We start from the raw sequence: 13,259 nt of genomic DNA on the forward strand, positions 1-13,259 counted from the left end.
ATGCCGACGAGGGGTTCGTCCCCCGGGCATCGTCCACAGTTTCCCGGACGGGCCTCGCCCGCCCTCCACGGCGCGCGTCCAGCACGCGCCGTACAACGCCCAATCTAGGCGACCGGCCACCCGGCTGTCCGCACTCAGCGCGGCCGAAATTGCCCGGCTACGCCTTCGGGACGGTGGCCTTCTCGATGGTCACGGCCTTCTTCGGGGGACCGTCCGCGCCACCGCCCTCGACACCGGCCTTCGCCACGTCCTGAACGGCCTTGAGGCTCTTCGCGTCCATGGTGCCGAACGGCGTGTAGGTCGGCGGGAGTTTGGTGTCCTTGTAGACGAGGAAGAACTGGCTGCCGCCCGAGTCGGGCTGGCTGGTGTTCGCCATCGCGACCGTGCCCGCCGGGAACGTCACCGTGCCGTCGGCGCCGGCCTTGCCGAGCGCGTCGAGGTTCTCGTCGGGGATCGTGTAGCCGGGACCGCCGGTGCCGTCGCCCTTCGGGTCACCGCACTGCAGCACGAAGATGTTCTCCGTGGTCAGACGGTGACACTTAGTGCCGTCGAAGTAGCCCTTGTCCGCGAGCGACTTGAACGAGTTGACCGTGTGCGGCGTCTTCGCGGCGTCCATCGCGATCGCGATGTCGCCCCCGTTGGTCTCGAGCCGGAACGAGTACTTGGCCTTCTTGTCGATCGCCATCGCCGGCTCCGGCGTGCTGCTCTCGGAGGCGGAGGCGCTCGGCGGGGGATCGAGCGGCGCGGCGTCGTCCTTCTTGTCGTCCCCGGTGAGGCCGATGGCATAGACGGCGCCGCCGCCCGCGAGCACCACGGCGAGCGCCGCCGCGATCACGGAGTTGCGGACCTTGGCCTTCTTCCGCGCCTGCTCCCTGCGCTGCTGCTGGCGCTCGAACTTCTCCCTGGCGAGCTGCCGCCGTCGCTGATCGCTGCTGACCACCGGGTCTTCTCCTTGTAACTCGTGGGTCGAAGGTCGTTCAAGGCGCGTACGTCGGATGAGGCCGACCGCCGGGCTTGCCCGTACCGTATACGGGTTGGCTGTGTGATGAGCAGCGCCGGTAGGCTCTGATCTGCTGCAATCCACTGCAAACCACGCAGCGGCCGACCGACGACGACCGAACTGAGGACGATCGTGCTTATTGCCGGGTTCCCCGCCGGGGCCTGGGGGACCAACTGCTATCTGGTCGCCCCCGCCGCAGGCGAGGAGTGCGTGATCATCGACCCGGGCCACCAGGCCACCGAAGGCGTCGAGGAAGCGCTGAAGAAGCATCGGCTCAAGCCCGTCGCCGTCGTCCTCACCCATGGGCACATCGACCACGTCGCCTCCGTCGTCCCCGTCTGCGGCGCCCATGACGTCCCGGCCTGGATCCACCCCGAGGACCGCTACATGATGAGCGACCCGGAGAAGGCGCTCGGCCGCTCCATTGGGATGCCTCTCATGGGTGAGCTGACCGTCGGGGAGCCCGACGACGTCAAGGAACTCACCGACGGCGCCGCGCTCAGCCTGGCCGGCCTCGATTTCTCCGTCTCGCACGCGCCCGGCCATACCAAGGGGTCGGTGACCTTCAAGATGCCCGAGTCGGCGGACGTCCCGTCCGTCTTCTTCTCGGGCGACCTGCTGTTCGCCGGCTCCATCGGACGCACGGACCTGCCCGGCGGCGACATGGACGAGATGCTCGAGTCGCTGGCACGGGTGTGCCTGCCCCTCGACGACTCGACCGTGGTGCTGTCCGGCCACGGCCCCCAGACGACCATCGGCCGCGAGCGCGCCACCAACCCGTATCTGCGGGAAGTGGCCGCCGGCCTCGGGAGCGGTCGGCCCGCTCCCCGACGAGGAATGTGACGAGACTTCACAGGTGAATACCTTCCAGGCCCCCAAGGGCACGTACGACCTGATCCCGCCGCGGTCCGCGACGTACCTCGCGGTGCGTGACGCGATCTCCACTCCGCTGAAGAACTCGGGCTACGGCTACATCGAGACGCCCGGATTCGAGAACGTCGAGCTGTTCGCGCGCGGCGTCGGTGAGTCCACCGACATCGTGACCAAGGAGATGTACGCCTTCGAGACCAAGGGCGGCGACAAGCTGGCCCTGCGGCCCGAGGGCACGGCGTCCGTGCTGCGCGCGGCGCTGGAGGCCAACCTCCACAAGGCCGGCAACCTCCCGGTCAAGCTCTGGTACTCGGGCTCGTACTACCGCTACGAGCGCCCGCAGGCCGGCCGCTACCGGCACTTCTCCCAGGTCGGGGCCGAGGCGATCGGCACAGAGGATCCGGCGCTGGACGCCGAGCTGATCATTCTGGCCGACCAGGCGTACCGCTCGCTGGGCCTGCGTAACTTCCGCATCCTGCTCAACTCGCTCGGCGACAAGGAGTGCCGTCCGGTCTACCGCGAGGCGCTCCAGACCTTCCTGCGCGACCTCGACCTCGACGAGGACACCCGCCGCCGTATCGAGATCAACCCGCTGCGGGTCCTCGACGACAAGCGCGACGCGGTGCAGAAGCAGCTGGCCGGCGCGCCCATGCTGCGCGACTACCTGTGCGACGCGTGCAAGGCGTACCACGAGCAGGTGCGTGAACTGCTGACCGCGGCGGGCGTCGCCTTCGAGGACGACGAGAAGCTGGTGCGCGGCCTCGACTACTACACGCGCACCACCTTCGAGTTCGTCCACGACGGTCTCGGCTCGCAGTCCGCGGTGGGCGGCGGCGGCCGCTACGACGGCCTGTCAGAGATGATCGGCGGCCCCGCGCTGCCGTCCGTCGGCTGGGCGCTCGGCGTCGACCGTACGGTCCTCGCCCTGGAGGCGGAGGGCGTCGAGCTCGACATCCCGGCCGCCACCAGCGTGTACGCGGTGCCGCTGGGCGACGAGGCGCGGCGCGTCCTGTTCGGCGTGGTGACCGAGCTGCGCAAGGCGGGCGTCGCGGCCGACTTCTCGTACGGCGGGAAGGGCCTCAAGGGCGCGATGAAGAACGCCAACCGCAGCGGGGCCCGGTACGCGATCGTCGCCGGTGAGCGTGATCTCGCCGACGGCGTGGTCCAGCTCAAGGACATGGAGTCGGGCGAGCAGGAGCCGGTGCCGGTCGCCGAGATCCTCACCCGGCTGCGCGGCCGGCTCGGCTGAGACGCCGCGCGGTCCGGCCGGCAACGGCGGTCGCGGGGGCCCGGGGCGGACAACTGCCCCGGGCCCCCGCTCCGTTACGGGCCCGGCGGGCCGGCCGGACGGGATCTTCCTTATCCGGATCGAACGGAGAAGATCCGTACCGGTGCGGCAGAATGGCCGTGCCCAGCAGCCCCGGAGCGATGGAACGGCGAAATGACGAGTGCAGCGGCCAAGGACGTGTCCCCCGACGAGGACGCGCCCGGTGTGCGCAGGGTCGGCGCCGGCAGAGCCTTCGCCTGGCTGCTCGTCGTCACCGGCGCCGCCGGTGTGCTGGCCGCGTGGGTCATCACGATCGACAAGTTCAAGATCCTCGAGGCGAAGATCGCCGGCACCACCTTCACCCCGGGGTGCAGCCTCAACCCGGTGGTTTCCTGCGGCAGCGTCATGGAGAGCGACCAGGCCGCGGCCTTCGGCTTCCCCAACCCGATGCTCGGCCTTGTGACCTACGGCATCGTGGTCTGCGTCGGCATGAGCCTGCTCGCCGGCGCCGGCTTCCGCCGCTGGTACTGGCTGACCTTCAACGCGGGCACGCTCTTCGGCGTCGGCTTCTGCACCTGGCTGATGCAGCAGTCGCTGTACGAGATCAACGCGCTCTGCCTGTGGTGCTGCCTGGCCTGGGTCGCCACGATCTTCATGTTCTGGTACGTGACCTCGCACAACGTCCGCAACGGACTGCTGCCCGCACCGGCCTGGCTGCGCGGTTTCCTCGACGAGTTCACCTGGGTGCTGCCGGTCCTGCACACCGGTGTCATCGGCATGCTGATCCTGACCCGCTGGTGGGACTTCTGGACCTCCTGACCGGATCCGGCGCTGTCGGTGGGCTGACATAGGCTTCACATCGTGGAGCCCGACCTCTTTACCGCCGCAGCCGAAGAACGCCAGGAGAAGGACCCGACCAGCAGTCCACTGGCGGTCCGGATGCGCCCGCGCACCCTCGACGAGGTCGTCGGCCAGCGGCATCTGCTCAAGCCCGGTTCACCGCTGCGCCGGCTGGTCGGCGAGGGCGCCAACGGGGGAGGACCGGCCGGCGTCTCGTCCGTGATCCTGTGGGGCCCGCCCGGCACCGGCAAGACCACGCTGGCCTACGTGGTCTCCAAGGCGACGAACAAGCGCTTCGTCGAGCTCTCCGCGATCACTGCGGGCGTCAAGGAGGTCCGGGCCGTCATCGAGGGCGCCAAGCGCGCCGCGGGCGGCTTCGGCAAGGAGACCGTCCTCTTCCTCGACGAGATCCACCGCTTCTCCAAGGCCCAGCAGGACTCGCTGCTCCCCGCGGTCGAGAACCGCTGGGTCACGCTGATCGCCGCCACCACCGAGAATCCGTACTTCTCGGTGATCTCCCCGCTGCTCTCCCGTTCGCTGCTGCTCACCCTGGAGCCGCTGACCGACGACGACGTCCGCGGCCTGCTGCGCCGGGCGCTCACCGAGGAGCGGGGGCTCGGCGGTGCCGTGTCGCTCCCCGAGGACGCGGAGGCGCATCTGCTGCGCATCGCGGGCGGCGACGCCCGGCGGGCGCTGACGGCTCTGGAGGCCGCGGCCGGCGCTGCCCTCGACAAGGGCGAGGACGGGATCAGCCTGGTCACCGTGGAGGAGACGGTCGACCGGGCGGCGGTGAAGTACGACCGCGACGGCGACCAGCACTACGACGTCGCCAGCGCGCTCATCAAGTCGATCCGCGGTTCGGACGTGGACGCGGCGCTGCACTATCTGGCGCGGATGATCGAGGCGGGGGAGGACCCGCGGTTCATCGCCCGGCGGCTGATGATCTCGGCGAGTGAGGACATCGGCCTGGCCGATCCGACCGCTCTTCCGACGGCGGTGGCGGCCGCTCAGGCCGTCGCCATGATCGGCTTTCCGGAGGCGGCGCTGACGCTGAGCCATGCCACGATCGCCCTCGCCCTGGCCCCGAAGTCGAACGCGGCGACGACGGCGATCTCCGCGGCCCAGCAGGACGTGCGAGGTGGCCTGGCCGGCTCGGTCCCGCCCCATCTGCGCGACGGCCACTACAAGGGCGCCGCCAAGCTGGGCCACGCCCAGGGATACGTCTATCCGCACGACGTCCCCGGCGGTATCGCGGCCCAGCAGTACGCACCGGACGCCGTCCACGGCAAGCGTTACTACGAACCGACGCGTTACGGCGCGGAGGCGCGGTACGCGGACGTGGTGGAGAAGGTGCGTGCGCGCCTGCGCGGCGAGGGCGACTGAGCGGCGTCAGTGGGACGCCGCCTCGAACAGGGTGTGCATCGCGCGACGCAGCTCCGTGACGTCCCCCACGGGGGAGGGGAAGTCGAAGCGGGCGTCGAAGCAGCGCTCGCCGGTGAACCGCACCCGCAGTCCGAAGCGGTCCAGCGCCAGCGGCACCGCCCGCCGTCCTTCCTCCTCGGCCGTCCCCTCCCGCTCGCCGAGCAGGGAGCTCAGCGCCTGCACCTGGTCGCTGTGCGCGGAGTGCAGATGCTGGAGCAGCTCGGTCTCGTGGGAGACGAGCGGGTCGACGGCCGCGTTCGCGAACTCCTCGGGCTCCACGCGGGCGGCGCCCCACAGGTCGTCGACGCTCGCCTCGCCGACCTCGAGGCGCAGCATCATGTACCCGGGCTCGGCCGCGAGGCCCGGGACGCTGGTCAGCCAGCCGGAGACCCAGGCGCGGCCCCGGATACGGTCGCGCACGGCGACGGGCGCGACATCGGTGAGCTCCAGCACCGCCGAGAGCTCGTCGTCCTGCGCGTGGGTCGCGGCCCGCACGGCCGGTGAGTCGGCGGCGAACAGCAGGAAGACCTCGCCGTCGGTGCCGACCGCCCTGGCATGGGGGGTCAACTGCTCCGGCCGGGCGCCCTCCAGGCCCGGGACGAGCAGTACCGCTGAGCATGTACTCTGTACGAGAGTTCGTGTGCGCTCGGCTGCTGACGGCATCCGAGTGATTTCAAGCCCGCTGGGACGCGGCTGACCATGAGCTGATCGGACCTCCGTCACCTCGATGCCCGAAGAGGCATCGGCGTTGTTTGTGCTGTCCGTGATGCGCTTGGTGTTCCCAGGGCGAGACATGCGATCTCCTTGAGTAAGGTGAGCCTAACCTAACCCACAACGGAGGTCTGGAGAACGTGCCTAACCAGTCGCGTCCCAAGGTCAAGAAGTCGCGTGCGCTCGGTATTGCGCTGACGCCGAAGGCTGTCAAGTACTTCGAAGCCCGCCCCTACCCGCCGGGCGAGCACGGCCGTGGCCGCAAGCAGAACTCGGACTACAAGGTCCGTCTGCTCGAGAAGCAGCGCCTGCGTGCGCAGTACGACATCAGCGAGAAGCAGATGGCCCGCGCCTACGACCGCGCGCGCAAGGCCGAGGGCAAGACGGGCGAGGCGCTGGTCGTCGAGCTCGAGCGCCGCCTCGACGCCCTGGTCCTGCGTTCGGGCATCGCCCGCACCATCTACCAGGCCCGTCAGATGGTCGTCCACGGCCACATCGAGGTCAACGGCGGCAAGGTCGACAAGCCGTCCTTCCGCGTCCGTCCCGACGACGTCGTGATGGTCCGCGAGCGCTCCCGCGAGAAGACCCTCTTCCAGGTCGCCCGCGAGGGTGGCTTCGCCGCCGACGGTGAGACCCCGCGCTACCTGCAGGTCAACCTCAAGGCCCTGGCGTTCCGCCTGGACCGTGACCCGCAGCGCAAGGAAGTTCCGGTCATCTGCGACGAGCAGCTCGTCGTCGAGTACTACGCCCGCTGATCAAGGCGGCCCCTCCCGGCAGTAGCCGGGCAAGGCGGCTGCTCACAGCGCTTCAGCCCGCCGCTTCCCCACCGTTCCCGGTGGGGGAGCCGGCGGGCTCCCGCGTTTCCCGGAGCCGTACACGCTGCGTCCCGACCGGTCCCGGCCGCCGCCCCCCGGGCGCCGCCAGCGCACGCTGCACCGCCGCGTCGAGGGGCAGCTCGCGGCCGTCGCGTAGGCACTCCTCGAAACGCTCGTCACCCAGCAGCCCTCTCGCCCGCTCCTCCGACAGGGCACGCGGCGTACCGAAGTAGCCGGAACCGAACAGGGAAGGGCCCACCGAGCCCCAGAGTGTGGTCGCCGCTCCCTGAAGGACCGCCGCCTCCGCCGGATCCCCCTCGCTCGCCGTCACCAGGGCCAGCAGTTCGAGGGCCAGGACCAGACCGACGAGGTCGTTGAACCGGTGGTCGATGGCCACGCACTCGTTCAGCAACTCCCGCGCCCTGTCGTACGAGTCCGACCCCCACGCCGCGTAGGCGAGCACGTAGAGCGCGTACGCCCGGGTCCACTGCTCGCCGTGCTCCTCGCAGACCTCCTTGACGGCCTCGCACAGCGCGACCGCGTCGTCCAGCCGGTCCTGGAAGACCAGTGCCATGGCCAGCTCGACCCGGCCCATGAGGACATTGCTGTTGAGCTCGCCCAGCTCCTCGTACGCGGCGAGCGCCGCGCGCAACAGCCCCTCGGCGCGCGGCATCTCGTCGGCGAGCAGCGCCAGGCACCCCTTGCGGTGCGTCGCGTAGGCCGCGGCGAGCCGGTCCTCCGCCCGGTCCGCGCGTTCCGCGCACTCGTGCAGAGCGGCCGCCGCGGCCGCCGGGTCGCCCTGGAGGATCGCCACGTAGCCGAGCACCCACAGGGCCTTGAGCCGTGTCTCCTCGTGCCCCGAGTCCTGGGCGAGGCACCGGTCGAGCCAGTGCCTGCCCTCGGCCAGCCGGCCGCAGCCGACCCAGTAGAACCAGAGGGTCCCTGCCAGATGCCGGCCCAGATGCGCCTCCTCCGGCTGTTCCAGGCACAGTTCGAGCGCCGCCCGCAGATTGGGGAGCGCGCTGTCGGCGCAGGCCGCCACCTCGGGCTGACGGGGGCTGAACCACTCCAGCTCGCACCACGTGGCGAGTCCCATGTACCAGTCGCGGTGCCGTCTGCGCAGCCGCTCCGTGTCGCCGATCGCGCGAAGCCACTCCGCCCCGTACTCGCGGACCGTGTCCAGCAGGCGGTAACGCAGGCCGGCCGGCGTCTCCTCGCGGCAGACCACGCACTGGGCGACCAGTTCGCCGAGCACGTCGAGCACGTCGTCGGCGGGCAGGTCGGGGCCGGTGCAGATGTACTCGACCGCGTCCAGGTCGAACTGTCCGGCGAAGACCGACAGCCGGGCCCACAGCAGCCGTTCCTCCGGTGAGCACAGCTCATGGCTCCAGCCGATTGCGGTGCGCAGGGTGCGATGGCGCGGCAGGGCGCCCCGGCAGCCGCCGGTGAGGAGGGCGAAGCGGTCGTCGAGCCGGTGCAGCAACTGGTCCAGGGAGAGCGCCGGCAGGCGTCCGGCGGCCAGTTCGAGGGCCAGCGGGATGTGCTCGAGGCGGCGGCACACTTCGCGCACCAGGGGCCTCTCGGCATCGGTGGCCCGGTGGTGCGGCAGCACGGCAGTGGCCCGGGCGGTGAAGAGCGCGGCGGCGTCCTCCTCGGTCATCGAGGCCAGCTCGAAGATCTGCTCCCCGTCGAGCCGCAGCGGTCTGCGGCCGACCGCCAGGACCTGCACCCCGGGAGCGCGGCGCAGCACGTCCCGCAGCAGCTCTGCGCACTCGTCGACGATCTGCTCGAAGCCGTCCACGACGAGCAGCAGGCGGCTGCCGGCGAGTTCGTCGGTCACCACCTCGCGGGGCGGCCTCGTGGTGTGGTCGGTGACGCCGAGCGTCTCCGCCATGGCGTGGGCGAGCAGATCCGGGTCCCGTAACAGGGACAGCTCACACAGTCGCACCCCGTCGGCGTACCGATTCTGCACGGCCGCCGCGGCGTGCACCGCCAAGCGGGACTTGCCGACGCCGCCCGGTCCGACGACGGTGATCAGACGGGAGCTGTCGAGGGCGCCGATGAGCGCGGTCAACTCGTCGTTGCGACCCACGAAACGGTTCAGCTCCGCGGGAAGACTGCTGTGGCGACGTCGCATAGGACACGCAGAGTACTCATGCGTAAGCACTGCGTACAATCGGTCCGGAGGAGCGGACCGGTGCGCGCCGGTAATGCGGTACGGGCCGCCGCCGAGGGCGCGATAGGCTCGGAGGGCGATTTCCCGATACCCGAAGACGATGCAGAGAGCGGTGCGCAGTGACCGGTGGAGAGGTTGCCGGGATTCTGGTGGCCGTCTTCTGGGCGATCTTGGTCTCCTTCCTCGCCGTGGTGCTCGTGAGGCTGGCCCAGACGCTCAAGGCGACCACCAAACTCGTGGCGGACGTGACCGAACAGGCGGTGCCCCTGCTGGCCGACGCCTCCGCGACCGTGCGCTCCGCGCAGACCCAGCTCGACCGGGTGGACGCCATCGCGACCGACGTCCAGGAGGTCACCTCCAACGCGTCCGCGCTCTCCACGACGGTCGCCTCCACGTTCGGCGGCCCGCTGGTCAAGGTGGCCGCCTTCGGATACGGCGTCCGCCGTGCCATGAGCCGCAAGGGCGACGACAAGCCCGCCGCGCCGTCGCGCCGTTCGGTGATCGTCGGCCGCACCGTGCCGGCCGCCCGGCGCAGGAACCGGAAGGGCTGAGGACCATGTTCCGCCGCACGTTCTGGTTCACCGCCGGCGCAGCCGCCGGCGTGTGGGCCACCACCAAGGTCAACCGCAAGCTCAAGCAGCTCACCCCGGAGAGCCTCGCCGCCCAGGCCGCGAACAAGGCGGTCGACGCGGGCCACAAGCTCAAGGACTTCGCGCTCGACGTACGCGCGGGAATGGTGCAGCGCGAAGGCGAACTCGCCGAGGTGCTGGGGCTGCACGCATCCGTCGACGGCGAGCTGCCGGCCCAGCGGGGCCGGGCGGCGGTCGGGCGGGGCGAGCCCGCGCAGATCACCTACCTGCACGGCGGGAAGCCGGGCGGGAAGTCGCACCGCAAGCATTCGAACACCGAGCAGCCGCACGGCGAAGAGCCGCACGGCGAGCATTCGTACAACCGGAATGAGGACCACTGATGGAGTCGGCTGAAATCCGCCGCCGCTGGCTGAGCTTCTTCGAGGAGCGCGGGCACACCGTCGTGCCTTCGGCGTCGCTCATCGCGGACGACCCGACTCTGCTCCTCGTCCCCGCGGGCATGGTCCCCTTCAAGCCGTACTTCCTCGGTGAGGTCAAGCCGCCCGCCCCGCGGGTGACCAGCGTGCAGAAGTGCGTGCGTACGCCGGACATCGAAGAGGTCGGCAAGACCACCCGGCACGGCACGTTCTTCCAGATGTGCGGCAACTTCTCCTTCGGCGACTACTTCAAGGAAGGCGCCATCAAGCTCGCCTGGGAGCTGCTCACCAGCTCCGTGGCGGACGGTGGCTACGGCCTCGAGCCGGAGAAGCTGTGGATCACCGTCTACCAGGAGGACGACGAGGCCGAGCAGATCTGGCGCGACGTCATCGGCGTGCCGGCCGAGCGCATCCAGCGTCTGGGCATGGGCCCCAACTTCTGGTCCATGGGCGTCCCCGGCCCCTGCGGCCCCTGCTCCGAGATCAACTACGACCGCGGTCCGGAGTTCGGTGAGGAGGGCGGCCCCGCCGTCAACGACGAGCGCTACGTGGAGATCTGGAACCTGGTCTTCATGCAGTACGAGCGCGGCGCCGGCGAGGGCAAGGAGGACTTCCCGATCCTCGGCGACCTGCCCAGCAAGAACATCGACACCGGCCTCGGCCTCGAGCGTCTCGCCATGATCCTGCAGGGCGTGCAGAACATGTACGAGACCGACACCCTGCGGGTCGTCATGGACAAGGCCACAGAGCTGACCGGCGTCCGCTACGGCGCCGACCACGGCTCCGACGTCTCCCTGCGCGTGGTCGCCGACCACATCCGCACGTCCACGATGCTCATCGGCGACGGCGTCACCCCCGGCAACGAGGGCCGCGGCTACGTGCTGCGCCGCATCATGCGCCGCGCCATCCGCAACATGCGTCTGATGGGCGCCACCGGCCCGGTCGTGAAGGACCTCGTCGACGTCGTCATCGACACCATGGGGCTGCAGTACCCGGAGCTGATCACCGACCGGAAGCGGATCGAGACCGTCGCCCTCGCCGAGGAGGCCGCCTTCCTCAAGGCCCTCAAGGGCGGCACCAACATCCTCGACACCGCCGTCACGGAGACCAAGGCCAAGGGCGGCACCGTCCTGCCCGGTGACAAGGCCTTCCTGCTCCACGACACCTGGGGCTTCCCGATCGACCTCACCCTCGAGATGGCCGCCGAGCAGGGCCTGTCCGTGGACGAGGACGGCTTCCGCCGCCTGATGAAGGAGCAGCGGGACCGGGCCAAGGCCGACGCCAAGGCGAAGAAGACCGGTCACGCCAACCTGTCCGCCTACCGCGAGATCGCCGACAGCTCGGGCAACACCGAGTTCACCGGCTACACCTCCACCGAGGGCGAGTCCACGGTCGTCGGCCTGCTCGTCGACGGCGTCTCCTCCCCGGCCGCCTCCGAGGGCGACGAGGTCGAGGTCGTCCTCGACCGCACCCCGTTCTACGCCGAGGGCGGCGGCCAGCTCGCCGACCAGGGCCGGATCAAGCTGCACTCCGGGGCCGTCATCCAGGTCCGCGACGTACAGCAGCCCGTCCCGGGCGTCAGCGTCCACAAGGGTGTCGTCCAGGTCGGCGAGGTCACCGTCGGCGCCTCGGCCTACGCTGTCATCGACGTACGCCGCCGCCGGGCCATCGCCCGCGCCCACAGCGCCACCCACCTGACCCACCAGGCGCTGCGCGACGCCCTCGGCCCGACGGCCGCCCAGGCCGGTTCGGAGAACTCCCCGGGCCGCTTCCGCTTCGACTTCGGCTCGCCGAACGCCGTCCCCGGCACGGTCCTCACCGACGTCGAGCAGAAGATCAACGAGGTCCTCGCCCGTGAACTCGACGTCCACGCCGAGGTCATGAGCATCGACGAGGCCAAGAAGCAGGGCGCCATCGCCGAGTTCGGCGAGAAGTACGGCGAGCGGGTGCGCGTCGTCACCATCGGCGACTTCTCCAAGGAGCTGTGCGGCGGCACGCACGTGCACAACACCGCCCAGCTGGGACTGGTGAAGCTGCTCGGCGAGTCCTCCATCGGCTCCGGCGTGCGCCGTGTCGAGGCCCTCGTCGGCGTCGACGCGTACAACTTCCTCGCCAAGGAGCACACGGTCGTCGCCCAGCTCCAGGAGCTGGTCAAGGGCCGCTCAGAGGAGCTGCCGGAGAAGATCGCCGCCATGCTCGGCAAGCTGAAGGACGCCGAGAAGGAGATCGAGAAGTTCCGCGCGGAGAAGGTGCTCGGCGCCGCCGCCGGGCTCGCCCAGGGCGCCAAGGACGTCCGCGGCGTCGCCCTGGTCACGGGCACCGTCCCGGACGGCACGTCCGCCGACGACCTGCGCAAGCTGGTCCTCGACGTCCGCGGCCGCATTCCGGGTGACCGCCCGGCCGTCGTCGCCGTGTTCACCACGGCCAACGGCCGTCCGCTGACCGTCATCGCCACCAACGAGGCCGCCCGCGAGCGCGGTCTCAAGGCCGGCGACCTGGTCCGCACCGCCGCCAAGACGCTGGGCGGCGGCGGAGGCGGCAAGCCGGACGTCGCCCAGGGCGGCGGTCAGAACCCGGACGCCATCGGCGACGCCGTGGCCGCCGTCGAGCGCCTCGTCGCCGAGACCGCGTGACCGAGGACAGGCCGCAGATGCGCCGCGGACGTCGCCTCGCGATCGACGTCGGGGACGCCCGGATCGGGGTCGCCTCGTGCGACCCCGACGGGCTCCTCGCCACGCCGGTGGAGACCGTGCCGGGACGTGACGTCCCGGCCGCCCACCGGCGGCTGCGGCAACTGGTGGAGGAATACGAGCCCATCGAGGTCGTGGTGGGCCTGCCCCGCTCGCTGAGCGGACGGGAAGGGCCGGCGGCCAAGAAGATCCGGAGCTTCGCACAGACGCTCGCACAGGGCGTCAAGCCGGTGCCCGTCCGGTTGGTCGACGAGAGGATGACCACAGTGACGGCCACTCAGGGACTGCGCGCTTCGGGCGTGAAGTCCAAAAAGGGCAGGTCCGTCATCGACCAGGCTGCCGCTGTGGTGATCCTTCAGAACGCTCTGGAGTCCGAACGAGCGTCAGGCAATGCCCCGGGCGAGGGCGTCGAACCGATTGTCTGATCGCGATACGGTAACGTTCCGCGCGATGCGGCGGTGT

Annotated in this window: 12 protein-coding genes; 9 read left to right on the plus strand and 3 right to left on the minus strand. The window is 70.4% G+C overall.

The window, feature by feature from the left end; translation table 11 throughout:
• Positions 1-157: 157 nt before the first annotated feature.
• Positions 158-940 carry a peptidylprolyl isomerase gene (locus SPRI_RS30095; RefSeq protein ID WP_005319799.1) on the minus strand — a complete coding sequence of 261 codons (783 nt, stop codon included), beginning with the start codon at positions 938-940 and terminating at the stop codon, positions 158-160.
• A 192-nt stretch (positions 941-1,132) separates the two neighbouring features.
• Here SPRI_RS30095 and SPRI_RS30100 point away from each other — a divergent pair, with 192 nt between their 5' ends.
• The 4 genes from SPRI_RS30100 (at position 1,133) to SPRI_RS30115 (ending at position 5,360) form a co-directional block, all read left to right on the plus strand.
• The gene (locus SPRI_RS30100) at positions 1,133-1,843 is read left to right on the plus strand and encodes an MBL fold metallo-hydrolase (RefSeq protein WP_005319802.1); all 711 of its coding nucleotides are present in this window, start codon (positions 1,133-1,135) and stop codon (positions 1,841-1,843) included.
• Between the two features lie 13 nt (positions 1,844-1,856).
• Positions 1,857-3,119, plus strand: a complete 1,263-nt coding sequence (gene hisS / locus SPRI_RS30105; RefSeq protein WP_053557514.1) for a histidine--tRNA ligase — start codon at positions 1,857-1,859, stop codon at positions 3,117-3,119.
• Between the two features lie 192 nt (positions 3,120-3,311).
• Positions 3,312-3,956, plus strand: a complete 645-nt coding sequence (locus SPRI_RS30110) for a vitamin K epoxide reductase family protein (protein WP_005319806.1) — start codon at positions 3,312-3,314, stop codon at positions 3,954-3,956.
• A gap of 42 nt (positions 3,957-3,998) precedes the next feature.
• On the plus strand, positions 3,999-5,360 hold the full coding sequence (locus SPRI_RS30115; protein ID WP_005319809.1) for a replication-associated recombination protein A: 1,362 nt from the start codon (positions 3,999-4,001) through the stop codon (positions 5,358-5,360).
• A gap of 6 nt (positions 5,361-5,366) precedes the next feature.
• Here the strand turns inward: SPRI_RS30115 and SPRI_RS30120 are convergent, their stop codons facing one another.
• Entirely contained in the window at positions 5,367-6,062 is a 696-nt protein-coding gene (locus SPRI_RS30120) for a DUF2470 domain-containing protein (RefSeq protein ID WP_037775255.1), read from the minus strand.
• Between the two features lie 188 nt (positions 6,063-6,250).
• Between SPRI_RS30120 and rpsD the strand changes: the two genes are divergently transcribed.
• Entirely contained in the window at positions 6,251-6,865 is a 615-nt protein-coding gene (rpsD, locus tag SPRI_RS30125) for a 30S ribosomal protein S4 (RefSeq protein WP_005319815.1), read from the plus strand.
• Positions 6,866-6,917: 52 nt separating this feature from the next.
• Here the strand turns inward: rpsD and SPRI_RS30130 are convergent, their stop codons facing one another.
• The gene (locus SPRI_RS30130; RefSeq protein WP_037775257.1) at positions 6,918-9,062 is read right to left on the minus strand and encodes an ATP-binding protein; all 2,145 of its coding nucleotides are present in this window, start codon (positions 9,060-9,062) and stop codon (positions 6,918-6,920) included.
• Between the two features lie 158 nt (positions 9,063-9,220).
• On the opposite strand from SPRI_RS30130, the gene SPRI_RS30135 reads away from it, so the two are divergent.
• The 4 genes from SPRI_RS30135 to ruvX are packed head-to-tail and all read left to right on the plus strand — an operon-like array spanning position 9,221 to position 13,222.
• Positions 9,221-9,652: a DUF948 domain-containing protein gene (locus tag SPRI_RS30135; RefSeq protein ID WP_005319820.1), complete on the plus strand. Its 432-nt coding sequence runs from the start codon at positions 9,221-9,223 to the stop codon at positions 9,650-9,652.
• Between the two features lie 5 nt (positions 9,653-9,657).
• On the plus strand, positions 9,658-10,071 hold the full coding sequence (locus tag SPRI_RS30140) for a DUF6167 family protein (protein WP_005319821.1): 414 nt from the start codon (positions 9,658-9,660) through the stop codon (positions 10,069-10,071).
• On the plus strand, positions 10,071-12,740 hold the full coding sequence (alaS, locus tag SPRI_RS30145; RefSeq protein WP_053557515.1) for an alanine--tRNA ligase: 2,670 nt from the start codon (positions 10,071-10,073) through the stop codon (positions 12,738-12,740). Before SPRI_RS30140 ends, alaS begins: the two co-directional genes overlap by 1 nt.
• 17 nt (positions 12,741-12,757) lie before the next feature.
• Complete coding sequence (ruvX, locus tag SPRI_RS30150; protein ID WP_053557810.1) at positions 12,758-13,222, plus strand: Holliday junction resolvase RuvX; 465 nt, start codon at positions 12,758-12,760, stop codon at positions 13,220-13,222.
• Positions 13,223-13,259 lie beyond the last annotated feature (37 nt).

This window comes from Streptomyces pristinaespiralis (assembly GCF_001278075.1).
Classification (GTDB): Bacteria; Actinomycetota; Actinomycetes; order Streptomycetales; family Streptomycetaceae; genus Streptomyces; species Streptomyces pristinaespiralis.